At 42.9% G+C, this 26,996-nt stretch carries 26 protein-coding genes and 2 pseudogenes; 25 read left to right on the top strand and 3 right to left on the bottom strand.

Annotated features, from left to right (window positions below; genetic code table 11):
* The first annotated feature begins 3 nt into the window (after positions 1-3).
* Genes tsaE through lytR form a run of 3 tightly spaced genes read left to right on the top strand, consistent with a single transcriptional unit; the run spans position 4 to position 2,115 of the window.
* Positions 4-444, top strand: a complete 441-nt coding sequence (gene tsaE / locus AC4CS8_RS08025; protein WP_493892726.1) for a tRNA (adenosine(37)-N6)-threonylcarbamoyltransferase complex ATPase subunit type 1 TsaE — start codon at positions 4-6, stop codon at positions 442-444.
* A complete protein-coding gene (locus AC4CS8_RS08020; RefSeq protein ID WP_493892725.1) occupies positions 437-964 on the top strand; it encodes a GNAT family N-acetyltransferase in 528 nt (175 codons plus the stop codon). Before tsaE ends, AC4CS8_RS08020 begins: the two co-directional genes overlap by 8 nt.
* A complete protein-coding gene (lytR, locus tag AC4CS8_RS08015) occupies positions 961-2,115 on the top strand; it encodes a glycopolymer--peptidoglycan transferase LytR (RefSeq protein WP_493892724.1) in 1,155 nt (384 codons plus the stop codon). The genes AC4CS8_RS08020 and lytR overlap by 4 nt, the downstream gene beginning before the upstream one ends.
* Positions 2,116-2,163: 48 nt before the next feature.
* Here lytR and AC4CS8_RS08010 read toward each other — a convergent pair whose 3' ends face one another.
* Both AC4CS8_RS08010 and AC4CS8_RS08005 read right to left on the bottom strand, forming a co-directional pair.
* On the bottom strand, positions 2,164-2,460 hold the full coding sequence (locus tag AC4CS8_RS08010) for a chemotaxis protein (RefSeq protein ID WP_493892723.1): 297 nt from the start codon (positions 2,458-2,460) through the stop codon (positions 2,164-2,166).
* Positions 2,457-2,876: an HIT family protein gene (locus AC4CS8_RS08005; protein ID WP_493892722.1), complete on the bottom strand. Its 420-nt coding sequence runs from the start codon at positions 2,874-2,876 to the stop codon at positions 2,457-2,459. Before AC4CS8_RS08005 ends, AC4CS8_RS08010 begins: the two co-directional genes overlap by 4 nt.
* Positions 2,877-2,938: 62 nt before the next feature.
* Between AC4CS8_RS08005 and AC4CS8_RS08000 the strand changes: the two genes are divergently transcribed.
* The 17 genes and pseudogenes from AC4CS8_RS08000 (at position 2,939) to AC4CS8_RS07920 (ending at position 19,366) form a co-directional block, all read left to right on the top strand.
* The gene (locus AC4CS8_RS08000; protein ID WP_493892721.1) at positions 2,939-3,670 is read left to right on the top strand and encodes an ABC transporter ATP-binding protein; all 732 of its coding nucleotides are present in this window, start codon (positions 2,939-2,941) and stop codon (positions 3,668-3,670) included.
* Entirely contained in the window at positions 3,670-4,716 is a 1,047-nt protein-coding gene (locus tag AC4CS8_RS07995; RefSeq protein ID WP_493892720.1) for an ABC transporter permease, read from the top strand. Before AC4CS8_RS08000 ends, AC4CS8_RS07995 begins: the two co-directional genes overlap by 1 nt.
* 49 nt (positions 4,717-4,765) lie before the next feature.
* Positions 4,766-5,560, top strand: a complete 795-nt coding sequence (ccrZ, locus tag AC4CS8_RS07990; protein ID WP_493892719.1) for a cell cycle regulator CcrZ — start codon at positions 4,766-4,768, stop codon at positions 5,558-5,560.
* Positions 5,557-6,195 carry a tRNA (guanosine(46)-N7)-methyltransferase TrmB gene (trmB, locus tag AC4CS8_RS07985; protein ID WP_493892718.1) on the top strand — a complete coding sequence of 213 codons (639 nt, stop codon included), beginning with the start codon at positions 5,557-5,559 and terminating at the stop codon, positions 6,193-6,195. The genes ccrZ and trmB overlap by 4 nt, the downstream gene beginning before the upstream one ends.
* A gap of 160 nt (positions 6,196-6,355) precedes the next feature.
* Positions 6,356-6,826 (top strand): ribosome maturation factor RimP, encoded by a 471-nt coding sequence (rimP, locus tag AC4CS8_RS07980; RefSeq protein ID WP_493892717.1) that lies wholly within the window; start codon positions 6,356-6,358, stop codon positions 6,824-6,826.
* Positions 6,827-6,915: 89 nt separating this feature from the next.
* A complete protein-coding gene (nusA, locus tag AC4CS8_RS07975) occupies positions 6,916-8,061 on the top strand; it encodes a transcription termination factor NusA (protein WP_493892716.1) in 1,146 nt (381 codons plus the stop codon).
* 18 nt (positions 8,062-8,079) lie between these two features.
* The gene (gene rnpM, locus AC4CS8_RS07970) at positions 8,080-8,376 is read left to right on the top strand and encodes an RNase P modulator RnpM (RefSeq protein ID WP_493892715.1); all 297 of its coding nucleotides are present in this window, start codon (positions 8,080-8,082) and stop codon (positions 8,374-8,376) included.
* Positions 8,363-8,671, top strand: a complete 309-nt coding sequence (locus tag AC4CS8_RS07965; protein ID WP_493892714.1) for a YlxQ-related RNA-binding protein — start codon at positions 8,363-8,365, stop codon at positions 8,669-8,671. Before rnpM ends, AC4CS8_RS07965 begins: the two co-directional genes overlap by 14 nt.
* Before the next feature lie 17 nt (positions 8,672-8,688).
* Positions 8,689-8,845 (top strand): annotated as a pseudogene (locus AC4CS8_RS07960) (translation initiation factor IF-2 N-terminal domain-containing protein); the annotation flags it as partial.
* A 155-nt stretch (positions 8,846-9,000) separates the two neighbouring features.
* Positions 9,001-11,463: pseudogene (gene infB / locus AC4CS8_RS07955) on the top strand (translation initiation factor IF-2); the annotation flags it as partial.
* Between the two features lie 88 nt (positions 11,464-11,551).
* Positions 11,552-11,902 (top strand): 30S ribosome-binding factor RbfA, encoded by a 351-nt coding sequence (gene rbfA / locus AC4CS8_RS07950; protein ID WP_493892713.1) that lies wholly within the window; start codon positions 11,552-11,554, stop codon positions 11,900-11,902.
* 122 nt (positions 11,903-12,024) lie between these two features.
* Positions 12,025-13,785 (top strand): ABC transporter ATP-binding protein/permease, encoded by a 1,761-nt coding sequence (locus AC4CS8_RS07945; RefSeq protein WP_493892712.1) that lies wholly within the window; start codon positions 12,025-12,027, stop codon positions 13,783-13,785.
* Positions 13,778-15,439, top strand: coding sequence for an amino acid ABC transporter ATP-binding/permease protein (locus tag AC4CS8_RS07940; protein ID WP_493892711.1), 1,662 nt, complete (start codon positions 13,778-13,780; stop codon positions 15,437-15,439). The genes AC4CS8_RS07945 and AC4CS8_RS07940 overlap by 8 nt, the downstream gene beginning before the upstream one ends.
* Positions 15,440-16,030, top strand: a complete 591-nt coding sequence (locus AC4CS8_RS07935) for an MptD family putative ECF transporter S component (RefSeq protein ID WP_493892710.1) — start codon at positions 15,440-15,442, stop codon at positions 16,028-16,030.
* A complete protein-coding gene (locus AC4CS8_RS07930) occupies positions 16,030-16,695 on the top strand; it encodes an energy-coupling factor transporter transmembrane component T (RefSeq protein ID WP_493892709.1) in 666 nt (221 codons plus the stop codon). The genes AC4CS8_RS07935 and AC4CS8_RS07930 overlap by 1 nt, the downstream gene beginning before the upstream one ends.
* Entirely contained in the window at positions 16,653-18,086 is a 1,434-nt protein-coding gene (locus AC4CS8_RS07925; RefSeq protein ID WP_493892708.1) for an ABC transporter ATP-binding protein, read from the top strand. The genes AC4CS8_RS07930 and AC4CS8_RS07925 overlap by 43 nt, the downstream gene beginning before the upstream one ends.
* 125 nt (positions 18,087-18,211) lie before the next feature.
* On the top strand, positions 18,212-19,366 hold the full coding sequence (locus AC4CS8_RS07920; protein ID WP_493892707.1) for a carbohydrate-binding domain-containing protein: 1,155 nt from the start codon (positions 18,212-18,214) through the stop codon (positions 19,364-19,366).
* Positions 19,367-19,399: 33 nt separating this feature from the next.
* Here AC4CS8_RS07920 and AC4CS8_RS07915 read toward each other — a convergent pair whose 3' ends face one another.
* Complete coding sequence (locus tag AC4CS8_RS07915) at positions 19,400-20,053, bottom strand: trimeric intracellular cation channel family protein (RefSeq protein WP_493892706.1); 654 nt, start codon at positions 20,051-20,053, stop codon at positions 19,400-19,402.
* A 234-nt stretch (positions 20,054-20,287) separates the two neighbouring features.
* Between AC4CS8_RS07915 and AC4CS8_RS07910 the strand changes: the two genes are divergently transcribed.
* From AC4CS8_RS07910 to AC4CS8_RS07890, 5 genes are all read left to right on the top strand, one after another.
* Complete coding sequence (locus AC4CS8_RS07910; protein WP_104931150.1) at positions 20,288-21,256, top strand: thiamine pyrophosphate-dependent dehydrogenase E1 component subunit alpha; 969 nt, start codon at positions 20,288-20,290, stop codon at positions 21,254-21,256.
* Between the two features lie 424 nt (positions 21,257-21,680).
* Positions 21,681-22,676, top strand: coding sequence for an alpha-ketoacid dehydrogenase subunit beta (locus tag AC4CS8_RS07905; RefSeq protein WP_024376419.1), 996 nt, complete (start codon positions 21,681-21,683; stop codon positions 22,674-22,676).
* 226 nt (positions 22,677-22,902) lie between these two features.
* Positions 22,903-24,291 carry a dihydrolipoamide acetyltransferase gene (locus tag AC4CS8_RS07900; protein ID WP_493892705.1) on the top strand — a complete coding sequence of 463 codons (1,389 nt, stop codon included), beginning with the start codon at positions 22,903-22,905 and terminating at the stop codon, positions 24,289-24,291.
* 269 nt (positions 24,292-24,560) lie between these two features.
* A complete protein-coding gene (lpdA, locus tag AC4CS8_RS07895; RefSeq protein ID WP_461682367.1) occupies positions 24,561-26,321 on the top strand; it encodes a dihydrolipoyl dehydrogenase in 1,761 nt (586 codons plus the stop codon).
* A 95-nt stretch (positions 26,322-26,416) separates the two neighbouring features.
* On the top strand, positions 26,417-26,800 hold the full coding sequence (locus AC4CS8_RS07890; RefSeq protein WP_105095601.1) for a VOC family protein: 384 nt from the start codon (positions 26,417-26,419) through the stop codon (positions 26,798-26,800).
* Positions 26,801-26,996 lie beyond the last annotated feature (196 nt).

Raw genomic sequence — 26,996 nt, 5'->3', positions numbered from 1 at the left:
GGTATGTATAGTCGAAACGAAGCAGAGTTAGTTGCACTTGGTTCAAAAATTGGCCAGCATGCAAAAGCTAATCATATTTTGGTTTTATCGGGAGACTTGGGAGCAGGAAAGACCACATTGACCAAGGGAATTGCAAAGGGATTAGGAATTGAACAGATGATTAAAAGTCCAACCTATACCATTGTTCGAGAGTATGAAGGGCGTTTGCCACTTTATCACTTGGATGTCTATCGATTAGGTGACGATCCTGACTCGATTGACTTGGACGATTTTCTCTTTGGGAATGGCGTGACCGTGATTGAGTGGGGAGATTTACTTGACGACCATCTGTTGGGAGACTATCTTTTTATTAGGATCGAAAAAAAAGCAGAAGGTCGTGAACTGATTTTTCAGGCACATGGACCGAATAGTCAGGCTTTACTAGAGGACTTAGAGTATGAGTAGGAAAGAAATCGTTTTTGAAGAAGCTGAACCAAGCGATGCTCCTGCCTTTATTGACTTTATGAATCAGGTGGCAAAGGAAACTGACTATCTGGTTATGGATGAAACAGGTTTTCGATTTAGCCAAGAGCAAATGGAGACAACTTTTGAGGCTGGACTTGAGAATCCTCGTGAACTATGCCTCCTAGCAAAAGTTGGTTCGGAAGTGATTGGTGCGATTTCAGTCAAAACTTCTCAACAGTTTCGGATTAGCCATATTGGGAATATTTTTATTGCAGTCAAAAAAGCTTATTGGGGCTATGGGATTGGATCGATTTTGTTGGATGAAGTTATAACCTGGGCTCGGGAAATGGACCTCATCAAGCGTTTGGAGTTGACTGTCCAAGTACGCAATCAAGCAGCGGTTCATCTCTATAAAAAGTATGGATTTAGTATAGAAGGCACCCAGAAAAGAGGGGCTAGAACAGATGAAGGAGAGTGGCTGGACCTTTATTATATGGGTAGGCTCATAGAAGAAAAATGACAATTGGAAAAAAAATCTTTTTTATGTTGCTAGCAGTTATTGGGCTAACTATAGGCGCGGGAATACTTTATGCAGCAACTGTTTTGAATTACTCGGATTCAGCATTGCTTAAAACTTATAAGAAGTTGGATGGTTCTGCTGAAGAGGACAATATTATTGAAGCTACTGAACCCATTACGATTTTGCTTATGGGTGTAGATACCAGCCAAACTCGGGGAGGTGCTTGGGAAGGTGGACGTAGTGACACAATGATAGTGGTGACAGTCAATCCAGAGACTAAGAAGACAACGATGGTCAGTCTTCCACGTGATATAATGGTTAATATTACTGACCCTGATGGAACAGCTACAGGTACCTTAGAAAAATTAAATCACTCATATAGTTATGGTCAAGCTCCGATGGCTGTCGCAACTATTGAAAAAATGCTAGACATAGACATTAATCGCTATGTTCAAATCAATATGGATGGTTTGGTAGAATTGGTTAACAAACTTGGAGGGATTACTGTAAATAATACGCTCGGTTTCCCAATCTCTATCGCGGAACAGGAGCCAGGTTATACAGCGGTTATCCAGCCAGGCGTGCAGTTGATTAATGGGGAGCAGGCTTTGGTTTATGCGCGTATGCGATATGATGACCCAGAAGGAGACTATGGTCGTCAGAAACGACAGAGGGAAGTAATTGCAGCTGTTTTAAATAAACTCTTACAATTAGATGGATTTACCAAATATAAAGGCATTCTAGATGCAGTTTCGAATAATATGCAAACGGATATTGAGATATCAAGCTCAACGATGAACAGCTTACTGGGGTATCGAGATTCCCTGAATACCATTGAATCCTATCAGTTAGATGGTGAGGGAGAGATGGTTGATGGGTTATCCTACCAAATTCCGACCAGTCAGCATCTGTTTGAAATTCAAAATATTATCAAGACTTCTCTTGGCTTACCAGCTGCTACAGAGTTACGGACCAATGTCCAGACGTTGGAATTACTTTTTGGTGGGTCTAGTCCAGTCAATATTGTTGATGTGTATACCGGTACAACACTGGTAGAAGGGACAGGGGATTTTACAACAAGTACAATAACCTCGTCAAGCGATACTAGTACTACAAGTTCTAGTTCAACCGCAAGTTCAGACTCTCAATAGAAATCTTAAAAAAATAGCGTACAGCGGTAGCTGTGCGCTATTTCGTATTTATTGTTCGTCAACAATATACTTCTCACGAATTTTTTCAATTTCCCTTAAATTGGCAGCGATACTTTGTTGGTAGACACGGGTCTTGTAACCTAAGTCGGCAGCCATCTCTGCCAAAGGAGTTCGGTAGCTCTGGATAATGTCTAACTGCTTTTGGATGTTGTTGTAGTTGGACTCGATTGTTTGAATTTGATTGAGTGAATCTTGGACTTCTTGGATAATTTTTTCACGGTTTTTAATCACTAGATAGGTAACAGTAGCAGCACAGCCAGTTAATAGTATGTTACGAAGTTTCATAAATTTTCTCCTAGGTAGAGTTCTTGAGCTAGTTGACCGAGATTGTTAAAATCAGGTTCGTTGGTCTGGAAGTCAATTGTTAAACCATCCTTATCACCATAGCGGGGAAGAAGATGGATATGAGTATGAAAAACGGTTTGACCTGCGGCTTCCTCATTATTATTGAGGATATTCAGTCCATCAGCATTTAGTTTTTCTTTTAAATGACTAGCGAGCTGAGGAACGACAGAAAAGAGAGTTCCAGCTGTTTCTGGATCCAAGTCTAAAGTATTGCGGAAGTGCTTTTTTGGAATAACCAATGTATGGCCTTTAGTGACCTGTGTGATATCTAAAAAGGCTAAAAGTGAATCATCCTCATAGACTTTTGAAGCTGGGATATCCCCAGCAACAATTTTACAAAAAATACAATCTGACATATTTCCAACCTCTTTTTTGAAATTTTGTTATAATAATTATAGCAAAATGTAGGAAGAAATGTATGTTAGAAGTAAAAAATATTAGCGGTGGTTATGCCAATATCCCTGTCTTGAAAGATGTAACTTTTGAAGTGTCTGATGGGGAACTGGTTGGCTTAATTGGCTTGAATGGTGCAGGGAAATCGACCACTATCAAGGAGATTATAGGGGTATTACCTCTCTATCAAGGTCAGATTCTTCTTGATGGAAAATCTATTTCAGAAGAGACTGAGAGTTTTCGAAAAAAGATTGGTTTTATCCCTGAGACGCCTAGTCTGTATGAAGAACTGACTTTGAAAGAGCATCTAGAAGTGGTTGCTTTGGCCTTTGGAATTGAAAAAAACAAGGCTCTACGTATTGCAGACAAGTTGCTTAAACTTTTTCGTTTGGATGAAAAGTTGGACTGGTATCCAATACACTTTTCTAAGGGGATGAAACAAAAGGTGATGATTATCTGTGCTCTGATGATTGAGCCAAGTTTACTGATTGTGGATGAGCCTTTTTTGGGATTGGATCCTGTAGCAATTGCTGATTTGATTGGACTTTTAGAAGAAGAAAAATCTAAAGGTACGTCTATTTTAATGTCCACACATGTACTCGATTCTGCAGAAAAAATGTGTGATCGTTTTGTTATCTTGCATCAAGGTCAGGTACGTGCTCAAGGAACTTTGTCGGATTTGCAGTCCGAATTTTCCATGCTGAATGCCAGTTTAACTGAGATTTACTTGTACTTGACGCAAGAGGGAGCGGATTGATGAAGCAGATTTTTCAAGAAAGACGGCGAATATTTTTACAATCTTGTGCTCGGTATCTTCGTTATGTATTCAATGACCACTTTATCTTGGTCTTAATGGTATTATTAGGTTTTATAACCTTGCAATATCGAAATTTATTAGAGAATTTTCCAAATCAACACTTGCCGATTTATGTGGCATTGAGTCTGATTTCTATACTGTTATTGCTTTCTGGACGTATTGCTAATTATATGGAAGAAGCTGATCAAGTGTTTCTTTTACCCCAAGAAACGAAGGTATGGTCTTGGCTACAGGCTAGTTGCTATCGTGCTTTTATCTTTTGGTCGATTGTTCAGGGAATTGGACAGGTTTTCCTTCTTTCTATTTATTTACGATTGGGCGTTAGTATCCCTGTCTTTGTGGGGGGGATAGCGGGTTTAACTGCTCTTAAATATATCCTATTTGATAGACAACTTGTTCTTTGGAAAAAAGGTGGGAATCTGGATTGGAATAGAGCGATAAGAGATGAACAACGAAGAAAGCAAAGTATTTTACAGTTTTTTGCTCTCTTTACACATGTAAAAGGTGTCACAAATTCAGTCAAGCCGAGAAGGTATATGGATGGGCTACTAGGAATATCTAGTCGTGGTTCAAAAAACGTTTGGTTCTACCTTTTTGCTCGTGCCTTTGTGCGATCGGGTGACTATTTTGGCTTATTTATACGCCTTTCGATGCTCAGTCTACTAGCTCTATACTGGGTAAAACTGGCTTGGTTAGCTGTTGGTCTGGCTTTAGTTTTTCATTATCTATTGCTATTCCAGCTTTTTGCTCTTATTCATGTTTATGATTATCAATACCTGACTAACGTTTATCCTATTGATTCAACCTTAAAACGAGTAGGTTTTAAGCAATTTGTCAGTTTCTTAATGAATGTATTTTTATTGGTTGAAATAATCGTCGCCTGGCTTAGATTTGGAAATGACCAAGTTCTTGCAGTGCTGTTATTAGGTGGCCTCTTTCTCAACACAATCTATCTAACGTTGAAAGCGAAGAAATTGATTGACTAATGTTCTGAAAACTAGTAAAATAGTAAAGAATTTTTAAAGGAGGAATGGCATGAAGTTTGATTCGAATGGGCTTCAGTTACAGTCTATTTCAGGGAACAGCGGAAAAGCATTTAAGGGTCTTCGGTCAGACGGAACGCCGGTATTTGTCAAGTACGAAATGCCTCCCATTGTATCAGCCTTGGCTCGGGAGCAAATTACTCCGCCGGTTCTCTCTGCGAATCGGGAGCTGGGTATGGGGCAACGTGTGGAGCAGGAATGGTTGAATGGGCGGACCTTGGATAGGGAGGATATGGGCAACAAGCAAGTACGGCAGATCTTAGTACGAATGCACTTTTCACGTATTTTGCTCAATCAGGCTCTACAGCTAAATTACACCTATCAGGAACCACAGGACTTAGTACGTAGATGGCAAGAAGAGGCTCCTGCTCGTTTGGTGAAAAATAGTTATCTACAATCCGTCTGCCAGGATTTACTTCAGAATCTACCAAGTTTTCACAAGGATACGGCGACTTTTGTTCATGGAGACTTGCATCATAAAAATTGGGTAGAGACAACCAGCGGTTTAGTTTACTTGACAGATTGGGAGACAGCCTGTGTGACGGATCGTATGCTGGATGTGGCCTACCTCTTGACTCACTACATTCCGCGGAGGCAGTGGGAAGAATGGTTGCGTGCTTACGGTTATAAGTACAATAGCGCTGTTCTGAAGAAAATCTATTGGTATGGTCAGCTAGGCTATCTCAATCAGATTACTAAACATGTTGAAAGTTATAATTTAGAAGCAGCTAATAGAGAGATTTACATCTTACGACATTTTCGTCAGAGTTTTTATAAGGAATTATGAGAGTTAGAAATCGAAAAGGAGCACCAGAACTCCTTGCCAATAATCCTCAATATGTCATCTTAAATCCAGAAGACTGTAAGGGGAAATGGGCAGAAATCTTTTGCAATAACAATCCCATTCATGTGGAAGTCGGATCTGGGAAAGGTCGTTTTGTTACAGGGATGGCAGCACAGAATCCAGATATCAACTATATCGGAATTGATATCCAATTGACAGTTTTATCCTATGCCTTGGATCGCGTTTTAGAAGCAGGCTTGCCTAATATTAAACTCTTGCAGGTGGATGGGTCCAGCTTGACCAACTATTTTGCACCAGCAGAGATTGATCGCTTGTATTTGAATTTTTCTGATCCATGGCCTAAGAAACGGCATGAAAAGCGCCGCTTGACTTATAAGTCTTTCTTGGATACCTATAAGGAAATCTTACCAGATAAGGGAGAAATTCATTTTAAAACAGACAACCGAGGTTTGTTTGAATATAGTTTGGTAAGTTTTTCTCAGTATGGCATGGTACTCAATCAGGTCTGGTTGGATTTGCATGCCAGTGATTTTGAGGGCAATGTCATGACTGAATACGAGGAAAAGTTCTCTAAAAAGGGTCAAGTTATATATCGCGTAGAGGCACAATTTCAATAAAACATTCATCAAAACGGTGTCAGAAAGCTCATTTTAGGGCTTTTGCATCGTTTTTCTTTACAATAGAAGAAAATTGTGCTAGAATAATCAACAGAAATAGCGAGAGAAAGGGGTTGACGAAAGTCAGCCCTTTCAACGTAAGCAAATAAAGGAGGTAGCTATGTCTTCAATTGTTGAGGTTGTAACTCAGACTGTTGCTCCGTCCATTCAGGCTCCTTACGAGTTGGTAGATGTGGAGTATGGAAAAATGGGTGGAGACTATGTTCTGTCTATCTTTGTCGATAAAGAAGGTGGGATTAGTTTACAAGATACAGCAGATTTATCTGAAATTATAAGCCCCTTATTAGATAGTATTCAGCCAGCCCCTTTCCCGGACCAGTATATGCTGGAAGTCACTAGTCCTGGTTTAGAGCGACCACTTAAAACAGCAGCAGCTGTGGAACAGGCAATCGGGAAATACATTCACGTTAAGCTCTATCAAGCTATTGACAAGGTGAAGATTTTTGAAGGAACTCTTCTTTCTTTCAATGGTGAAGAGTTGGTCATCGAATACCTGGATAAGACCCGTAAGAAAGAAGTGACGATTCCATATTCTATGGTGGCTAAAGCTAGATTGGCTGTTAAGCTATAACTCCCTATAGGCTAAGTTTCACAGACTTGGTGCTAAGTTAGATACAGTATTTAATAAGAAAGGACCTTTTGTTACAAAAGGAAAAAATCATGAGTAAAGAAATGCTAGAAGCCTTCCGCGTGTTAGAGGAAGACATGGGTATTAATAAAGAGGACATCATCGAGGCGGTAACGGAATCCCTCCGCTCTGCTTACAAGCGTCGTTACGGACAGTCTGAGTCTGCAGCGATTGAATATGATGAGAAAAAAGGAGATTTCCACGTATACACTGTACGAGAAGTGGTCGATGAAGTATTCGATAGCCGTTTGGAAATCAGCCTCAAAGATGCCTTGGCCATCTCATCAGCTTATGAGCTTGGAGATAAAATCAAATCACCAGAATCACCTGCTGAATTTGGTCGAGTAGCAGCTCAGTCTGCTAAGCAGACTATCATGGAAAAAATGCGCAAGCAAAAGCGTGCCATTACCTACAATACTTATAAGGCACATGAAAGTGAGATTATGTCTGGGACGGTTGAACGTTTTGATAATCGATTCATCTATGTTAACTTAGGCACGATTGAAGCTCAACTTTCGAAACAAGATCAGATTCCAGGGGAAGTTTTCCAATCGCATGACCGAATTGAGGTCTATGTTTACAAAGTAGAAGATAATGGTCGTGGCGTCAATGTCTTTGTTAGCCGTAGTCACCCAGAAATGATTAAACGTCTCATGGAACAAGAAATTCCAGAAGTTTACGACGGAACAGTAGAAATCATGAGCGTCTCTCGTGAGGCTGGTGATCGCACTAAGGTAGCAGTTCGTAGTCACAATCCAAACGTAGATGCAATTGGGACTATCGTTGGTCGTGGTGGAGCTAACATTAAGAAAATTACCAGTAAATTCCATCCAGCTCGTTATGATGCTAAGAATGACCGTATGATTCCGACTGAAGAGAATATTGATGTTATCGAGTGGGTACCAGATGAAGCTGAGTTCATCTACAATGCCCTTGCTCCTGCTGAAGTCGATCAGGTTATCTTTGACACAGAAGATGGCAAACATGCAACAGTGGTTGTCCCAGATGATAAGCTATCTCTTGCAATCGGTCGTCGTGGACAAAACGTTCGCCTAGCGGCTCATTTGACAGGCTTCCGTATTGATATCAAATCTGCGACTGAATACGAAGCTATCGAAGCTGCCTTGTATGGAGATGCAGAGCAGGCAGAATTTGACGAAGCCGACGCAGCAGAATAGTCTAAGCAGGAGGTAGTCATGGCAAAAGCTAGAAAGATACCTTTACGAAAATCCGTAGTGTCTGGAGAAATCATTGATAAACGAGATTTGCTCCGCATCGTAAAAAATAAAGAGGGCCAAGTCTTTATAGATCCGACAGGTAAAGCTAATGGACGCGGTGCCTATATCAAACTGGACAATGAAGAAGCTGCTCTAGCTAAGAAAAAGCAAGTTTTTAACCGTGCTTTTAGCATGGAAGTAGCTCCTGAATTTTACGATGAATTGATTAGCTACGTTGACCACAAGGTCAAAAGGAGAGAGCTTGGACTCGAATAAAACACAGAAAATCTTAAATCTATTGGGATTAGCTCAGCGAGCAGGTCGCCTGGTTTCAGGAGAGGATTTAGTCGTTGAGGCTATACAAAAACAGCAGGCTAAACTTGTATTTTTAGCGGCAGATGCTGGCCCAAATTTAAGTAAAAAAGTAACTGACAAAAGTCATACCTATCACGTAGAAGTTGTAACCGCGTTTTCAACGCTGGAATTAAGTGCGGCTGTTGGCAAGGCACGAAAAGTCCTTGCAGTAACAGACACTGGATTTACAAAGAAGATGAGGTCTATTATGGAATAGAACAGGAGGACAAGGCATTGTCTAAGAAGAGATTGAATGAAATTGCCCGTGAATTAGGGCTTACCAGTAAGGAAGTCGTTTCCAAGGCACAGGAACTGGGCTTTGATGTTAAAAGTCACGCATCTAGTGTAGATGAAGTGAGTGCTCAGCGTATCGTTGCTAGCTTTGGTAAGGGAAAAAATGAAACGAAACCGACTACCAAGAAAGAACAGGTAGCTGCGTCGGAAACACAGTCAAGCCAAATAGAGAAGTCAGAAACGAAAAAAGAGGATTTGGAAACGAAACTAGTTGCTTCTGCAGTTGCACAAGAAGGGCCTGCTCGCCCGACAGTTCAACGACCAAAGAGTCGCAATTTTAAGGCAGAACGGGAAGCACGGGCTAAGGAACAAGCAACGAAACGTACACAGGGTCAAGGTGCAGGACGTTCGCAGAATAAGCCTAGCCAAGACCGTCGTGATAACGTTCGCCGTGATGACCGAAAAGAAGTACGGACAGGAGATCGTCGTGACTTCAAAGGTCAAGACCGTCGCCAAGGTGGAAACGATCGTCGACCACAAGGACAAGCAGGACGATTTGAACGCCAGAATCGCCGTCAAGAAAGCCCATCACCGGCTGTTAAAATTGACTTTAAAGCACGTGCAGCAGCTTTAAAAGCAGAGCAAAATGCAGAATATGCTCGCACGAGCGAGGAGCGATTCCGTCAAGCCCAAGAGGCTAAAAAACAACCGAAAAAACCGAAGGAAATCAAGTTTGAAGAACCGGTAGAGGAAGTGAAGCCAGTTGTAAAACCTGCTCCAGTTCCAGTAGAACCGGCAAATGCTGATACCCGTCGGAAAAAACAAGCACGACCAGATAAAAAACGTGACTTCAATAGTGACGAAGAAGATGGTCCAAGAAAACAACAAAGAAATCGAAATAGTCAAAATCAAGTGAGAAATCAAAGAAATAGTAACTGGAATAATAACAAGAAAAATAAAAAAGGCAAGAATAATCAGCCTACTAAACCTGTAACAGAACGTAAGTTCCATGAGTTGCCAACAGAGTTTGAGTACACTGCTGGTATGACCGTTGCAGAAATCGCTAAACGTATTAAGCGTGAACCTGCAGAAATCGTGAAGAAACTCTTCCTGATGGGTGTTATGGCAACACAAAACCAATCTCTAGATGGAGACACCATTGAACTCCTCATGGTTGATTATGGTATCGAAGCGAAGGAAAAAGTAGAAGTTGATAATGCAGACATCGAGCGATTCTTCGTAGAAGAAGGTTACCTTAACGAAGATGAATTGGTAGAGCGTCCACCAGTTGTGACTATCATGGGACACGTTGACCATGGTAAGACAACTCTTTTGGATACCCTTCGTAACTCACGTATCGCAACCGGAGAAGCTGGTGGTATTACCCAGCATATTGGTGCCTATCAGATCGAAGAAAGTGGTAAGAAAATCACCTTCTTGGATACTCCTGGACACGCGGCTTTCACATCTATGCGTGCGCGTGGTGCCTCTGTTACCGATTTGACGATTTTGGTCGTTGCAGCAGATGATGGTGTAATGCCGCAGACTATCGAGGCTATCAACCATTCCAAAGCTGCCAATGTTCCAATTATTGTTGCCATTAACAAGATTGATAAACCAGGTGCTAACCCTGAGCGTGTTATCGGTGAATTGGCAGAACATGGTGTTATCTCAACTGCCTGGGGCGGAGAGTCTGAGTTTGTGGAAATCTCAGCTAAGTTCAACCAAAACATAGATGAATTGCTAGAAACTGTTCTGTTGGTAGCTGAAATTCAAGAACTCAAGGCTGACCCTACAGTTCGTGCGATTGGTACAGTTATTGAGGCGCATCTGGACAAAGGAAAAGGTGCGGTTGCAACTCTCCTTATTCAACAAGGCACCCTTAATGTTCAAGATCCAATCGTTGTCGGAAATACCTTTGGTCGTGTCCGTGCTATGACTAATGACCTTGGTCGTCGTGTTAAAGTTGCAGGTCCGTCTACACCAGTCTCTATCACTGGTTTGAATGAAACTCCGATGGCGGGAGACCATTTCGCAGTTTATGAAGATGAAAAATCTGCTCGTGCAGCTGGTGAAGAGCGTGCTAAACGTGCCCTTCTCAAACAACGTCAAGCTACCCAACGTGTTAGCCTTGAAAACCTCTTTGATACTCTTAAAGCAGGTGAAGTCAAGTCTGTTAACGTCATTATCAAGGCTGACGTACAAGGATCTGTTGAAGCCTTGTCTTCATCTCTTCAAAAGATTGAAGTGGAAGGGGTGCGTGTTAATATTGTCCACTCAGCAGTCGGTGCCATCAATGAATCAGATATTACCCTTGCAGAAGCGTCGAATGCTCTTGTTATTGGATTTAACGTTCGTCCTACACCAGAAGCACGCCAACAGGCAGAAGCAGATGAGGTAGAAGTTCGTCTCCACAGTATCATCTACAAGGTGATTGAGGAAATGGAAGACGCTATGAAAGGGATGTTGGATCCTGAGTACGAAGAGAAAATCATTGGTGAAGCAACTATTCGTGAAACCTTCAAGGTATCCAAAGTTGGTACTATCGGAGGATTTATGGTTATCCGTGGTAAAGTTACCCGTGATTCAAGCGTCCGCGTTATCCGTGACGGTGTGGTTGTCTTTGATGGTCAGTTGGCAAGCTTGAAACGTTATAAGGACGATGTTAAGGAAGTCGGCAATGCCCAAGAAGGTGGTCTCATGATTGAGAACTACAACGACTTGAAAGTTGACGATACCATTGAAGCCTACATCATGGAAGAAATTAAAAAATAAATCAAAGCATACAGTAAATTGAACCTACTGTAATTACTTAAAGCTGAGGAAACTCAGCTTTTCTATCATGTAAGAAAGGAAATGCTCTATGGCAAACCATTTTCGTACAGACCGTGTGGGTATGGAAATCAAACGCGAAGTGAATGAGATTTTGCAGAAAAAGGTCCGTGACCCCCGTGTACAAGGAGTGACCATTACAGATGTGCAGATGGTTGGCGATTTATCAGTAGCCAAAGTCTATTACTCTATTATGAGTGACTTGGCATCGGATAATCAAAAAGCCCAAACAGGTCTGGAAAAAGCAACAGGAACCATTAAGAGAGAACTCGGTCGCAAGCTTACTCTTTATAAAATCCCTGATTTGGTCTTTGAAAAAGACCAATCGATTGAATATGGTAATAAAATTGATCAAATGCTACGTGCTTTGGATCAGCAATAAGAAAACTGGAGAAATCCAGTTTTATTTTACTTAGAATTTACAGACAATTCAAAGAATGATATAATAGGGGTTGGTTTGACGTGACTATTGAATGATAGAAAATGAGAAAGAATGGGTGAGCCATGGCACAAGAACAGGAGAAAATCTCTCGAGAAAAGAAAAAGGCGCTTTTGAAGCGTCTGAAAGAACGGATTAAGCCAAAAATGAAGCTAGTTTATCTAGCAGCTTTTTTATCCTGGGTACAATTTTTGATGCGGATTATTTCCTTTTATCTGATTGCCCAAGGTTTTGTGACCTATTATGAAGGTGGTCAGGTTGATTTACTGCAATATGTCCTCATTTTGTTAGGTTTGAATGCCTTTGGTTACGGTGTGGCCTTGATCGCCAAGCGTTTGCAGGGCTTGGGCTCCCAGTTTGCTCGGGATTCGCTCAAGCAGTCCTTCTTTGAGGCCCTTTTGGCCAAGGACGGTCAGTTTGACTCAACAGCAACTGCGGCTGATGTTTTTAACATCGCTTCGCAGGGAATTGACAGTCTGGATACTTACTATTCCTACTATTTGGCTTCGTCCTTGCGGACCCAGTTTAACTGTGCGACTGTGCTCTTGCTGGTCTTTCTGATTTTCCCGTTGGGTGCGGTCATTTTCATCTTGGCCTTGCCTTTGATTCCCATTTCCATTATCGCTATGCAGAAGCGGTCCAAGCGGATCATGAATCGCTACTGGGGCTCCTACATGGATGTGGGCAATCTCTTCTTGGATGACCTCAAGGGGCTCAACACTCTTTACTCATATCAGGCGGATGCGACTTACGAGAAGACCTTTAGTGAGCAGGCGGAGGACTTCCGCGATGCGACCATGGAGTTGCTCAGTTTCCAACTGCAAGCGGTAGGCTACATGGATGCGGTTATGTATCTAGGTATTGGTCTGTCTGGTTTTGTAGCGGTCAATAGCCTAGCGGCAGGCAATTTATCTCTGTTTAGTATGCTTTTCTTTGTCCTCATTGCGACGGAGTTTTTTGCACCGATTCGGGAGCAGGGCTACGGTATGCACTTGGTTATGATGAATACCAAGATGGCGGATCGCATCTTTGGTTTCTTGGACAGCATGACAGCGGAGCAGGAAATGGATTCTGTACATGTGCAAGTCTTCGATAGTTTGACACTTGAAAATCTGGCCTTTGCCTACGGCGAAAAATCTGTTTTAGAGAATATTTCCATGACCATGACAGCAGGTCGTGTCTATGCTTTGGCGGGTGAATCTGGTCAGGGGAAAACGACCTTGGCTCAGCTACTCTTGCGACGCTTGCAGGCGGATAAGGGAGCGATTTACTTGGGTGAGCAGGAGATTTCAGGTGTCAGTCAGTTGTCGCTGAATGAGCAGGTCCTCTATGTGTCTGGTCAGTCTTATCTTCTTAATCAGTCAATTTATGACAATTTGCGGATGGCTTGCGATTTGTCCAAGGAGGACATCTTGGCTTGGGCAGAGGAGCATAGTGTCTTGCAATTTATCAAGAACCTGAAAGATGGTTTGGACACGGTAGTTGGCGATGATGGTGCTTTCTTGTCTCCTGGTCAACGCCAGCAGGTCATTTGTGCCCGTGCAATCTTGGCTAAACGCTCGCTCTATATTTTTGATGAGGTGACCTCAAGTGTGGACCAAGACAATGAAGGCTTGATTTATGACTTGATTAATTTGGTCGCTAAGGATGCTATTGTCATCATTATTACGCATAAGATGAAGCAGGTGGAACAGGCAGATGATATTCTCTTCTTGTCTGCGGAGGGAGCGGTGACAGGCAACCATAGCTGGCTTTATCAAACCAGTCCAGCCTACCGTCAGCTGGTCGATAAACAAAGAGAATTGGAGGAGTCCGTTTATGGATAAGAAAGAAATGCCAACACGGGTGCTGATTCCGAGACTCTTGCACTCCATGAAACACCTTTTGCCACGGATTGTAGTAGCGGTTTGCTTTGCGGTTTTGGGGCAGGTAGTGACCATTGCTATTCCAGTAACGCTAGTCTATCTGGCTTTTAATGCCCTTGCTGGCAATCCTGCTCCGCTATGGACCTTGGGAGCTTTAGTCATTCTAGCTCTTCTGCGTGGTGCCTTCCGCTATGGCGAGCACTACTTTGGTCACTATGTGGCCTTTCATACCCTGGCTGCCTACCGCCGTCTGATTTTTGCAAAATTGCGGGCCTTGGCTCCTGGGAAATTGGACCGGCAGGACAGTGGTAGCCTGCTCAAGATGATTGGGGAGGACATTGAAGCTTTAGAAGTCTTTTTTGCTCATACTATTGCTCCAATCTGTACGGGGATTTTGGTGGCCCTTGGCTTGACCCTGTATTTCGGTCTATCTAGTTGGGGCTTGGCCTTGCTGGCTCTCCTAACATATGTCCTCTTGGCGATCGCTATTCCCAATCGCTTTGCTAAGAACTTACAACCCTTACTCAAGGAGCAAAATGCCAGTCGTAAAGGCTATGTGTCCTACTTTATTGAAAGTCTCAAGAGTATGAAAGACCTTATGCAATTCCAACAGACCGATGCCCGCTTTGCTAGTTTGACTCAAAAAAGTCAAGAGGTTAATGGTCAGGAACGGAGAGTTGCCCAAACCAACTTTATGCAGTATGCGGTGTCCTTCTTAGTGGTGGGCTTATCCATTATGGGCTTTGCATGGTTGACTTTTGATTTAGTCGGCGCTCAAAAATTGGAGTTGGCAACAGGAGTGGCTTTATTGGTATCTTTCACCAGTTCTTTTGCGCCATTCTTGGAACTCAGCCGTCTGCCTCTTGGTTTCAAACGGGCTATGAATGCTGGTCGCAACATCTATGCTCTTTTGGATGAAAAAGAAGCAGAGCGAACAGGTGAGCTTGTTGAGGTCAGTGTGAAAGATATTGTAATTGACCAACTGGACTTTGACTACGATGACCGGGAAACAGGTCTCTATCGCAACTTGTCTGTCCAGTTCTCTCAAGGTGGAATCATTGGTCTGGTCGGTGAATCAGGTACAGGAAAATCAACCTTGATGAAACTCATCATGCGCTGGTATGACTGGCAGTCTGGTCAGATTAGCCTGTCTGGATTCGATAGTCGTCAAGTTGATAAGGCACATCTGCAAGGCTCCTTTGCCTATGTCCCTCAAGTGCCACAAATTTTTCGTCAGACCATTCGAGAGAATCTTCTTTTGGGACGGACAGATGTGTCAGATGAGCATATCATGGACTTGGCTGAAAAATGCTACATGAAGGAGCGGATTGAAGCGGCACCACAAGGTTTGGATACGCTTGTGGAAGCAAGTGATTTCTCAGCGGGAGAGGGGCAACGTTTGGAACTCATGCGAGCTCTTCTCAAGCAGGCTGATTGTTATATTTTTGATGAACCAACTAGTAACTTGGACTCGCTCAATGAAGCTCGTTTTATCCAGTTGGTCAAAGAACACTGTCAGGGTATGGTCTTCTTGATTTCGCATAGAAGTTCGACTATGGCTTGTGCGGATGTCATCTTCCGCTTGGAGAATGGAAATTTACAAAAGGAACGATAAATGAAACAATTAAAAATCAAAGACCTCATGGTGACAGGGGCTTTAGCTGGCTTGTATTTTCTGTGTGTAGGTTTAGGAACCTTAATCGGTGTCTTCTTTGACCGTTCAGGAAATATGATGTACGCACCAGCTTTTGCTGCCCTCTTAGCTGGTCCAGTTTATATGCTTTTGATTGCCAAAGTTGGAAAGTTTGGATCGATTAGCCTGGTCGGTGCAGTCATGGCCTTTTTCTTCTTTCTATCAGGCTATATGACAGCAGCCTTTTTACCAAGTTTGACCTTTGGCTTGTTGGGAGATGGCTTGGCTAAGCTAGGTGCCTATAAGAATAAATGGAGTAACTTGCTCAGCTTTATTCTCTTTTCCTTTGGCAATCTAGGTCCTATCATTCTCATGTGGTTGATGCGGGATGCCTATGAGGCCAATCTCTTAGCGCGTGGAAAATCTGCAGAATATGTAGCACGTGTCATGCTGGATTTCACACCGAATAATGTTCTCTGGCTATCCTTTACCATTATCTTAGCAGCTAGTCTGAGCGGCTTGTTCGGACAATACATGGTCAAACGCTACTTTGACCGTTCAGGTTTGGTGTAATGAAATTAGACGCGCGCAGTAAAATTCTTTTAGTCGTCTTTACCAGTTTTACCTATGGCATGCGACTAAACGGGATAGAAAATGTAGTCTTGGTCTGTGGACTGAGCCTGCTTTTCTGGCTTTCTGGAAAGCCTAAAATGGCACTTGTTGGATTAATTGGCTACGGTCTGTTTCAGGGCTTATCCTATTGGTCTATCTTGCCTGCTTGGTTGACGTATTTGTTTGTTGTGATGGGCTATATCTGGCCACCGCTTTTGGCAGGGCATTTGCTCTTGATGACCACTGGTAGCTATGAGCTCATTCATGGTTTGCGAAAATGGCACCTGCCAGAAACTTTCCTATTGACCTTGGGGGTCATGTTTCGATTTTTGCCAGCTATCAAGCAAGATGCACGTACTATTCGGGCATCGTTGAAAGTCAGAGGAATTTTCCTCAGTAGGTGGGCTATCCTCCTTCAACCGCTTAGGTATTTGGAGTACTTTTTGGTCCCCCTGATGCTATCTCTCTTGACCACTGCACAGGATTTGACAGTGGCCACCTTGACCAAGGGCTTAGCGCTTCATGGTCGTCCCAGTGAGTTTGTCAAGTCAAAGTGGACTTGGCTAGATTGGAGTCTTTGTCTATGTTGTCTAGTCTTTCTTCTATGGACACGACTATTTCATTAAAGAATATAGAGATAACTTACTTAGGTGCGGCCAAACCGGCTTTACAGATTAAGGAGCTGACCATTCCAACTGGGCAATGTGTCGCCTTGTGTGGTCCTAGTGGCTCTGGTAAATCTAGTCTGCTCAAACTGCTCAATGGATTGATTCCTGAATATTATCCCGCTCAGCTTGCAGGACAAGCCTTTCTAGGTCAGCTAAATATTGGACAGACTAGCGTGGAGGAGCTGTCCTACTATGTAGCCTCCGTTTTTCAAAATCCCGCTACTCAATTTTTCCATTCCCAAGTCTTGCATGAGCTGGTCTTTCCTTGTGAGAATCAGGGACTTTCAAGGGAGGAAATTGCAAAACGCTTGCAGCAGGTCAATACACTCTTTCAACTGGAAGATTTGTTGGAGAAGCCAATTTTTCAACTATCTGGTGGGCAAAAGCAGTTGGTAGCCTTGGCTACGGCGACCATGCAGGGTAGTCCGGTCTTGCTCTTAGATGAGCCGACTGCAAATTTGGACCAGGTTGGTGTTCAAAAGGTCAAGGAAACCCTGCATAAGCTGAAACAGGAAGGGCGGACTATCTTGATTGCGGAACACCTGCTAGCTTATTTGGGAGACTTGGCAGATCGCTATCTCTACTTTCAGGATGGTCAGCTGGTTGCAGATTATCCAGCGAGTGATTTCCTTCATAGAACAGAGGAGTGTCGTCAGGACATGGGCTTACGGTGTTATGATGTGGAGCCTTATCGGCAGGCAATAGCAGAGCAGGCTAGTCTGTTTGTTTCAGATGAGGAAGGGCTATCCATCTCACATTTGTCAGTCAGTCAAGCTGGAAACCTTCTTTATAAGATTGAAGGCCTATGCCTTGCACCAGGTCAGGTTGTCGGCATTGTCGGACCCAATGGATTTGGCAAAACCAGTTTGGCTCGTTTCTTAGTTGGCTTAGAAGAGGACAAGGCCAGCCAAATTAGTTGGCAGGGACAGGTCTTGTCATCACGACAACGATTAGAAAAAACCAGCTTTGTCATGCAGGATGTTCACCTGCAACTCTTTGCTGAAACTGTTCGTAGAGAACTTACATTAGGTAAAAAAAACAAGGAGATTGCTGAAGATTTACTCAGCCGTTTTCGCTTGAATGGCTTGCTGGACAGGCACCCCGTCAGCTTATCTGGGGGTGAGCAGCAACGCTTGATGATTGTAGCCAGCTTATTGGCGGACAAGGATATCCTCATCTTTGATGAGCCTTCTAGCGGATTGGATCTGGCTCAGATGAAGGAACTGGCTAAGGCTCTGGCCTTTTTAAAGAAAGAAAAGAAGCTAGTCATTCTAATCTCGCATGATGAGGAACTTTTGGCAACTGTTTGTGATAAAATTATCGATATAGAATACATAAAAACTGTCTAAGGGCAGTTTTTTTGTTTTAAGATTTCTTTTGGATATCTTTAACCTTTCTTTTAGGAATAGTCTGTAAACTAAGAGCATACAAGGGAGGCCTGATGTTCTCCTGATAGAAAAAGAGGTATATTTACATGAAATCATCAAAACCTATGAAAAAATGGCTTTACTCAACAATTACTCTATTCAGCATTAGTGTTCTGGCAGCTTGTTCGACTGCGACCAACAATAGCTCTTCATCAGGAACAACGTCATCAACCGCTGTGACGACTAGCAATACATCAGCAACGTCTGATACAAGTTCTTCAATCGACTGGTCAGCTCTTCCAACTACAGAAGTGACGCTGTCAAACGACGGTTTGAAAATTACTGAGGGAGGGACTTATGTTTTAACCGGTTCAACAACAGGCGGTGTGACGGTTGAAACAGATGCAAATGTTCGTATCATTTTGGCTGGTGCAACTATTTCAAGTTCAGATACAGCGGCAATCAATGTTATTTCAGCAGACAATGTTGAAATCGAGTTGCAAGACGGTACAGAAAATATAGTTAAAGATACGAGCACTCACTCAGACACCAATATCGAAGGGGCAATTCACGTAGAAGCAGATTTGACCATTACTGGTAATGGTAGCTTGACAGTAGAAGCAAACTTCCAAGATGGTATCGTATCAACCGATGATTTGGTAATCAATGCAGGAAATATTAAAGTAACTGCAGTAGATGATGGTATCCGCGGTAAGGATTCTATGACTATCAATGGTGGCACAATTGATGTGACAGCAGGTGGAGACGGTATAAAATCAACCAATGATACAGATACGACTAAGGGTTATACAACCATCACAGGCGGTACAATTACTGTAGCTGCCGGTGACGATGGTATTAAGGCTGAAATGGCATTGACAATTGATGGTGGAGATATCACGGTATCGGAATCGCTTGAAGCCCTTGAGGGAACAAATATTACTATCAACGGTGGTACCTTGGATGTGTACGGTTCTGATGATGCAATCAATGCAGCAAGTACAATTTCATCTGATATCTTTATCAAGGTGACAGGTGGCAATCTCAAAGTAGCAGTGGGTAGTGGTGATACAGATGCTTTTGATGCTAATGGTGATATTTACATCTCAGGTGGTACAATTGATGTCACAGCGCAATCAGCATTTGACTTTGATGGAACGGTTGAGTTTACAGGTGGTACTGTAACAGTCAATGGTGAGCAAATCACGGAAATTACAGCTACAGGTCCAGGTGCAGCTCCTGACGGTCACGGTGGCTGGTAAGAAATAAGAATAAGACTTGAGCAGGCTCAAGTCTTATTTTGTGCGATCCATATTTGGTAGGTTAATGTTGTATTTAATGATCAAGAGACGAAGGATTAGGAAAAAGGCGAAGCAGCTAATAAAGCTGGGAATACGAGGTAGATGGAATTGGAGGACCAAGATGTGGTAGCTCAATCCAGTGAGAAATGCGAGTAAGGCATAGATATCTTCTTTTAGTACAGAAGGGGTTTCATTGACGAGCAGATCACGGATAATACCGCCACCAACACCTGTTAGACTGGCTAAAATACCAGTTGCCATACTATTCAAGTTGGATTCGATGCCAGCGCTAGCTCCCAAAAGAGCAAAGATAACCAACCCAATCGCATCAAAGATTAAATTTATCTTACTTAGATAGCGATAAAGTTGGTTGTCACGGGGTGTGTCCTGCTTTTTACAGATAACAATTAGATACATTATCAGAGAAACGCCGATGGATAAATAGATGGAGGACGGTTCTTTCAGAGCTGCCGGAATTTTTCCAAGCATGATATCCCGAATGATTCCACCACCAACTGCAGTAAGAATAGCTAGCAAGGTAATTCCAAAAATATCCAATTTTTTCTTAAACCCCTTGACAACACCTGATACGGCAAAGGCGGTACTTCCAATGTAGTTACAAATTAGTAGGAAAAAATCAAAGTCCATATCTACCTCCTGACTTCATCTTAGCACAAAATGATTTGGCTTTCAACAGTCGGAAAAGTTTGTGAAAAAAATATCAAACAAAAAGATGAATAAGATAATTGGATTGTGAAAAAATACACTAACGTCAATAGGTTGAGGCATTTTAGTTGTGGAATAGAAAACGGTTCAATTATTTGCCATTTGTGAAATATTGGTCTATCATAGAGCAGAACGAGAAAACCTTTGGAGGAAATTATGGTATCTATCTCAAAAGAACAACATTTGGACATGTTCTTAAAAATGCAACAAATCCGTGATGTTGATATGAAATTGAACAAATTGGTGCGTCGTGGCTTCGTACAAGGTATGACTCACTTCTCAGTTGGTGAAGAAGCTGCAGCGGTTGGTCCAATTGCAGGATTGACAGATGAGGACATTATCTTCTCACACCACCGTGGTCACGGTCACGTTATTGCAAAAGGTATTGACATCAATGGCATGATGGCTGAGCTTGCTGGTAAGGCAACTGGTACATCAAAAGGTCGTGGTGGTTCTATGCACTTGGCAAACGTTGAAAAAGGAAACTTTGGTTCAAACGGTATCGTAGGTGGTGGTTATGCCCTTGCAGTTGGTGCAGCCCTTACGCAACAATATCTTGGTACAGATAACATTGTTATTGCCTTCTCAGGTGATTCAGCTACTAACGAAGGTTCCTTCCATGAATCAATGAACTTGGCGGCAGTTTGGAACTTGCCAGTTATCTTCTTCATTACAAACAACCGTTACGGTATCTCAACAGATATTTCTTATTCGACTAAGATTCCTCACCTTTACCAACGTGCTGCTGCATACGGTATGCCTGGTCACTATGTTGAAGATGGTAACGATGTCATTGCCGTTTATGAGAAAATGCAAGAAGTCATCGAGTACGTTCGTGCAGGTAACGGACCAGCAATGGTTGAGGTCGAGTCATATCGCTGGTTTGGTCACTCAACTGCCGATGCAGGTGTTTACCGTACAAAAGAAGAAGTTAACGAGTGGAAAGCAAAAGACCCACTTAAGAAATACCGTAAATACTTGACAGAAAACAAGATTGCGACAGACGAAGAATTGGATGCAATCGAAGCACAAGTTGCAGAACAGGTAGAAGCATCTGTGAAATTCGCACAAGAAAGCCCAGATCCAGACATCTCAGTAGCTTACGAAGACGTGTTTGTAGACTAGGGTGTGAAGACGTTAAAGAGGCACAGAAAAATTAGGGAGTCAGCTAGTGATGTGGACATCACTAATGGCTCATCTATTTTTCCAAGCCTCTAGTCTGAACCCAACTACTAACGTAAGAAGTTTGACTAAGCTCTAAAGAGCAAGTCAAACTAGGGTAGCTCACCAAGGTGGACTACCTACTTACAGGAGGAGAACAAAGTTCTCCCTATCGGGAAGACCTTCAAACATTTCCCAAAAGTTTGAAGCTAACTTCGTCTATTCAGCAATATCGGCTGAATAGTCTCCGTGTCGTAAGTAACATCAGAGTTGAAGGGAAAGTCAAACTAAGGTGTCTTAAGCAGGGACTATAGACAATTACATTGTGGTAATTGTTTGGTTTTCCTTGGTACAGTATAGATAAATTGATATAAATTAGGAGTAAAAAATGGCTGAAACAAAAGTAATGGCCTTGCGTGAAGCGATTAACTTGGCTCAAAGCGAAGAAATGCGTAAGGATGAAAAAGTATTCTTGATGGGTGAAGACGTCGGTATCTACGGCGGTGACTTCGGTACATCTGTTGGTATGTTGGACGAATTTGGTCCCAAACGCGTTCGCGACACGCCTATCTCTGAGGCAGCAATCGCTGGTTCTGCGGTTGGTGCGGCTCAAACAGGTCTTCGTCCAATCGTTGACTTGACCTTCATGGACTTCGTAACAATTGCCCTTGATGCGATTGTTAACCAAGCTGCGAAAACCAACTACATGTTTGGTGGCGGTTTGAAAACACCTGTAACCTTCCGTGTGGCATCTGGATCAGGTATCGGTTCAGCGGCACAGCACTCACAATCTCTTGAGGCTTGGTTGACCCACATCCCAGGTATCAAGGTGGTTGCACCAGGTACAGCGAACGATGCAAAAGGTCTCTTGAAGTCATCTATCCTTGACAACAACCCAGTTATCTTCTTGGAGCCTAAAGCACTTTACGGTAAGAAAGAAGAAGTTAACTTGGATCCTGATTTCTACATTCCACTTGGTAAAGGTGAAATCAAACGTGAAGGTACAGATGTAACCATCATTTCATACGGTCGTATGTTGGAACGTGCCTTGAAAGCGGCTGAAGAAGTAGCTGCAGAAGGCATCAGCGTAGAAGTGGTTGACCCACGTACTCTTATCCCATTGGATAAAGAATTGATTATCGAATCTGTTAAGAAAACTGGTAAGGTTATCTTGGTGAACGATGCTTACAAAACAGGTGGTTTCATTGGTGAAATCGCATCAATCATCACAGAAAGCGAAGCCTTTGACTACTTGGATGCACCAATCATTCGTATCGCTTCAGACGATGTACCAGTTCCTTACGCAAACATTCTTGAAAACGCAGTATTGCCAAACGTAGAGAAAATCAAAGCGGCAATCTACAAGCAAGTAAACAGAGGTTAATCCAGAACGGAAGGACGGGCAACCGTCCAGTCCCTGTTTGAAAGAATGCAACCAGAACTTGAACCGACTAGGGAATAGGTCTGGTTTATTGGGAACGTAGGAAACTGAAAGAAAGGAATTGAACCCGTCCGGAAAACTCGGAAAAAAGAGAAATCGTTACGAAAATCAGGATTTTCGACGATTTCCTAGATTCAGTCGTTTTCTGTTCGGACTTGGTATCTTAATAATGGCTATTGAAATCATTATGCCTAAGCTCGGTGTGGACATGCAAGAAGGTGAAATCATCGAGTGGAAAAAACAAGAGGGCGATTTCGTCAACGAAGGCGATGTCATCTTGGAAATGATGTCTGACAAGACCAGTATGGAGCTGGAAGCAGAAGAGTCAGGCGTCCTATTAAAAATTGTTCATGGAAACGGTGCTACCGTCCCAGTTACTGAGGTTATTGCCTACTTGGGTGCTGAAGGCGAATCGGTTGAAGCTGGTGCTTCATCTGCTCCAGTTGTTGAGCCAGCTGCAGCAATCGAAGAAGTGCCTGCAGGTCGTACACCTGTAATCGTTGCTCCTGCAGCGGCTGCCAAACCTCAAGGTGGTGGCAAGGTTCGTGCGACTCCTGCAGCACGTAAATTGGCGCGTGAGCTTGGAATTGACTTGGGTCTTGTTCCAGGAACAGGTGCTAACGGCCGTGTCCACAAGGTTGACGTTGAAGACTTCAAGGGAGCAGCTCCAAAAGCAACTCCGCTTGCAGCCCGTATCGCAGCAGACCAAGGTGTTGACTTGTCAACCCTTACAGGTTCAGGTGTCAATGGTAAGATTGTCAAGGACGACGTTCTTGCAGTACTTGCTCCTGCAGCTGTAGAAGCTGTTGCACCAGCACCAAAAGCTGAAGAGAAACCAGCTAAAGAATTGCCAGAAGGCGTTGAAATCATCAAGATGAGCCCAATGCGTAAGGCAATTTCAAAAGGTATGGTCAACTCTTACTTAACAGCTCCAACCTTTACGCTTAACTACGATATCGACATGACCAACCTCATGGCATTGCGTAAGCAAGTCCTTGAGCCTATCATGAACAAGACTGGTTTGAAAGTAACCTTTACAGACTTGATTGGTCTTGCGGTTGTTCGTACTTTGATGAAAGAAGAACACCGTTACATGAACGCATCTTTGATTAACGATGCACAGGAAATCGAGTTGCACAAGTTTGTCAACCTTGGTATCGCGGTAGGTTTGGATGAAGGATTGGTGGTGCCAGTTGTTCACGGTGCAGATAAGATGAGCTTGTCTGACTTCGTGGTGGCTTCGAAAGATGTCATCAAGAAGGCTCAATCTGGTAAGTTGAAGGGTGCTGAAATGTCAGGATCAACCTTCTCTATCACCAACTTGGGTATGTTTGGTACCAAGACCTTTAACCCAATCATCAACCAACCAAACTCAGCAATCCTTGGTGTTGCAGCAACGGTTCAAACACCAGTTGTTATCGACGGCGAAATTAAGATCCGTCCAATCATGGCACTCTGCTTGACCATTGATCACCGTATCGTTGACGGTATGAATGGTGCCAAGTTCATGGTTGACTTGAAGAACTTGTTGGAAAACCCATTGGAATTGTTGATTTAAGATAAGATGCAAAAGGCGTTAAGAAAACCGTATGAAAATAGGAAATCAACGATGTGCCTTGAGGCACGAGGCGATTTATCTTTTTCAATAGGTTTTTAGCCTGTGCTCAATTTGGTAAAGATAAAAAACAAAGAAAGGATGTAGAACGAGTTCGTGACATTTGAACACGAACTAAATGCTTCGGAATTTAGATAGTCCGCCTTGGATGCAAACATCCTACGTTGGACTCCTAAAATTCTGTCGCATTTGACGTTCTTTGTATCATAACTATGGCAATTGAAATTATTATGCCTAAACTTGGTGTAGATATGCAAGAAGGCGAAATCATCGAGTGGAAAAAACAAGAGGGTGATTTTGTCAACGAAGGTGATGTTATCTTGGAGATGATGTCAGACAAGACTAGCATGGAATTGGAAGCAGAAGAGTCAGGTGTTCTCTTAAAAATCGTTCACGGTAACGGTGCTACTGTTCCTGTAACAGAAGTGATTGCTTACCTTGGTGCAGAAGGTGAGACAGTTGAAGTAGGTGCTGCACCTGCTCCAGCTGAAGTTGCTCAAGCAACTGCCGACTTGAAAGCAGCTGGTTTGGAAGTACCTGCAGCTCCTGCAGTAGCTCCACAAGCTCCTAAGGCTGAATTGGCAGCTGACGAGTACGACATGGTTGTTGTTGGTGGTGGTCCTGCTGGTTACTACGCTGCTATTCGTGGTGCTCAATTGGGCGGTAAAATCGCAATCGTTGAGAAGTCAGAATTTGGTGGTACCTGCTTGAACAAGGGATGTATCCCAACTAAGACCTACCTTAAGAACGCTGAAATCCTTGACGGCTTGAAGATTGCAGCTGAGCGCGGTATCAACCTTGCTTCAACTAACTACACCGTAGACATGGATAAGACTGTTGACTTCAAGAACAAGGTTGTCAAGACCTTGACAGGTGGTGTAGCTGGTCTCTTGAAAGCTAACAAGGTAACGATCTTCAACGGTCTTGGTCAAGTAAACCCTGACAAAACAGTTGTGATTGGCGACAAGGTTATCAAAGGTCGCAGCATTGTTCTTGCAACAGGTTCGAAAGTATCACGCATCAACATCCCAGGTATCGATTCTAAGTTGGTATTGACTTCTGACGATATTCTTGATCTTCGTGAAATTCCTAAGTCACTCACTGTTATGGGTGGTGGCGTAGTTGGTGTGGAACTTGGTTTGGTTTACGCATCATACGGTACCGAAGTAACAGTTGTTGAAATGGCTGACCGTATCATTCCAGGTATGGACCGTGAAGTTTCAGTTGAATTGCAAAAAGTCCTTTCTAAGAAAGGTATGAAATTCTTGACATCTGTTGGTGTATCTGAAATCGTTGAAGCCAACAACCAATTGACCATCAAGTTGAATGACGGCTCAGAAATTGTGTCTGAAAAAGCCCTTCTTTCAATCGGTCGTGTACCACAATTGGCTGGTCTTGAAAATCTTAACCTTGAACTAGACCGCGGTCGTATCAAGGTCAACGAATACCAAGAAACATCTATCCCAGGTATCTACGCACCAGGTGATGTCAACGGTACCAAGATGTTGGCACACGCTGCTTACCGTATGGGTGAAGTGGCAGCTGAAAATGCGATCCACGGTAACCACCACAAGGCTAAGTTGGACTTCACACCTGCAGCGGTTTACACACACCCAGAAATCGCTATGGTTGGTTTGACAGAAGATCAAGCTATCGAGAAATACGGTAAAGAAAACATCCTTATCGGTCGCAACAGCTTCACTGGTAACGGTCGTGCGATCGCTTCTAACGAAGCACATGGTTTCGTCAAAGTGATTGCTGATAAGAAATACCATGAAATTCTTGGTGTTCACATCATCGGTCCAGTTGCAGCTGAAATGATCAACGAAGCAGCAACTATCATGGAATCTGAGTTGACAGTTGATGACGTGGCAGCATCCATCCACGGTCACCCAACCTTCTCGGAAGTGATGTACGAAGCCTTCCTTGATGTGCTTGGTGTTGCGATTCACAACCCACCAAAACGTAAATAATCAGATGAATAAAACAGTCATCGCCAGCAATGGTAAAGACGTAGAATAAGAAAAACGGCAGTGTGCCGTTTTTCTTTAAGGGAGGATAAAATCGAATGAAAATTGAACATCTTGCTATCTATGCTCAAGACCTAGAAGGAATGCGGAATTTCTTTGAAACTTATTTCGGTGCAAAGTCCAATCAACTCTATCATAATACAAAAACAAGTTTTAAATCCTATTTCCTGACTTTTGAAGATGGAGCTCGTCTTGAAATTATGACTAGAGATGATGTGGTGGACAAGCCTAGCCAGCTCAATCACTTGGGGCTGATTCATCTAGCCTTTAGTTTGGGAAGTGAAGAAGCGGTGAATGAATTGACTGAGCAATTGGTCGCAGCGGGTTATCAGCTTCTCAGTGGCCCACGAGTTACTGGAGATGGTTACTATGAATCTTGTATTCTAGGTTTTGAGGATATCCAAATTGAATTAACAGTGTGAAACAGGGAGATAGGGTAGCGAAACAATTTACTTATTGTTTCACAGTGAAGCCTTCTTTGATACTCAAAAACGAGTACAAGGGAGGGTCGATTCTCCTTTGAGTGAAAAAAGAACAGAGCAGGCGTATGTATCTAAACTATGCCAAGAACCTCATTCCTTTGTTATAAAACAGCTATTGCTACAAACGGAGCTGATG

This window comes from Streptococcus sp. NSSLK0004 (assembly GCF_059039125.1).
Note: the sequence above shows the minus strand (reverse complement) of the source record. Positions and strands in the feature narration are given on the sequence as shown.

What these genes read in the sequence shown, in the direction of transcription:
- tsaE (WP_493892726.1), top strand. Translation starts at nt 4, where the DNA reads ATGTATAGTCGAAACGAAGCAGAGTTAGTTGCACTTGGTTCAAAAATT.
- AC4CS8_RS08020 (WP_493892725.1), top strand. Translation starts at nt 437, where the DNA reads ATGAGTAGGAAAGAAATCGTTTTTGAAGAAGCTGAACCAAGCGATGCT.
- lytR (WP_493892724.1), top strand. Translation starts at nt 961, where the DNA reads ATGACAATTGGAAAAAAAATCTTTTTTATGTTGCTAGCAGTTATTGGG.
- AC4CS8_RS08010 (WP_493892723.1), bottom strand. Translation starts at nt 2,460, where the DNA reads ATGAAACTTCGTAACATACTATTAACTGGCTGTGCTGCTACTGTTACC.
- AC4CS8_RS08005 (WP_493892722.1), bottom strand. Translation starts at nt 2,876, where the DNA reads ATGTCAGATTGTATTTTTTGTAAAATTGTTGCTGGGGATATCCCAGCT.
- AC4CS8_RS08000 (WP_493892721.1), top strand. Translation starts at nt 2,939, where the DNA reads ATGTTAGAAGTAAAAAATATTAGCGGTGGTTATGCCAATATCCCTGTC.
- AC4CS8_RS07995 (WP_493892720.1), top strand. Translation starts at nt 3,670, where the DNA reads ATGAAGCAGATTTTTCAAGAAAGACGGCGAATATTTTTACAATCTTGT.
- ccrZ (WP_493892719.1), top strand. Translation starts at nt 4,766, where the DNA reads ATGAAGTTTGATTCGAATGGGCTTCAGTTACAGTCTATTTCAGGGAAC.
- trmB (WP_493892718.1), top strand. Translation starts at nt 5,557, where the DNA reads ATGAGAGTTAGAAATCGAAAAGGAGCACCAGAACTCCTTGCCAATAAT.
- rimP (WP_493892717.1), top strand. Translation starts at nt 6,356, where the DNA reads ATGTCTTCAATTGTTGAGGTTGTAACTCAGACTGTTGCTCCGTCCATT.
- nusA (WP_493892716.1), top strand. Translation starts at nt 6,916, where the DNA reads ATGAGTAAAGAAATGCTAGAAGCCTTCCGCGTGTTAGAGGAAGACATG.
- rnpM (WP_493892715.1), top strand. Translation starts at nt 8,080, where the DNA reads ATGGCAAAAGCTAGAAAGATACCTTTACGAAAATCCGTAGTGTCTGGA.
- rbfA (WP_493892713.1), top strand. Translation starts at nt 11,552, where the DNA reads ATGGCAAACCATTTTCGTACAGACCGTGTGGGTATGGAAATCAAACGC.
- AC4CS8_RS07945 (WP_493892712.1), top strand. Translation starts at nt 12,025, where the DNA reads ATGGCACAAGAACAGGAGAAAATCTCTCGAGAAAAGAAAAAGGCGCTT.
- AC4CS8_RS07940 (WP_493892711.1), top strand. Translation starts at nt 13,778, where the DNA reads ATGGATAAGAAAGAAATGCCAACACGGGTGCTGATTCCGAGACTCTTG.
- AC4CS8_RS07935 (WP_493892710.1), top strand. Translation starts at nt 15,440, where the DNA reads ATGAAACAATTAAAAATCAAAGACCTCATGGTGACAGGGGCTTTAGCT.
- AC4CS8_RS07930 (WP_493892709.1), top strand. Translation starts at nt 16,030, where the DNA reads ATGAAATTAGACGCGCGCAGTAAAATTCTTTTAGTCGTCTTTACCAGT.
- AC4CS8_RS07925 (WP_493892708.1), top strand. Translation starts at nt 16,653, where the DNA reads ATGTTGTCTAGTCTTTCTTCTATGGACACGACTATTTCATTAAAGAAT.
- AC4CS8_RS07920 (WP_493892707.1), top strand. Translation starts at nt 18,212, where the DNA reads ATGAAATCATCAAAACCTATGAAAAAATGGCTTTACTCAACAATTACT.
- AC4CS8_RS07915 (WP_493892706.1), bottom strand. Translation starts at nt 20,053, where the DNA reads ATGGACTTTGATTTTTTCCTACTAATTTGTAACTACATTGGAAGTACC.
- AC4CS8_RS07910 (WP_104931150.1), top strand. Translation starts at nt 20,288, where the DNA reads ATGGTATCTATCTCAAAAGAACAACATTTGGACATGTTCTTAAAAATG.
- AC4CS8_RS07905 (WP_024376419.1), top strand. Translation starts at nt 21,681, where the DNA reads ATGGCTGAAACAAAAGTAATGGCCTTGCGTGAAGCGATTAACTTGGCT.
- AC4CS8_RS07900 (WP_493892705.1), top strand. Translation starts at nt 22,903, where the DNA reads ATGGCTATTGAAATCATTATGCCTAAGCTCGGTGTGGACATGCAAGAA.
- lpdA (WP_461682367.1), top strand. Translation starts at nt 24,561, where the DNA reads ATGGCAATTGAAATTATTATGCCTAAACTTGGTGTAGATATGCAAGAA.
- AC4CS8_RS07890 (WP_105095601.1), top strand. Translation starts at nt 26,417, where the DNA reads ATGAAAATTGAACATCTTGCTATCTATGCTCAAGACCTAGAAGGAATG.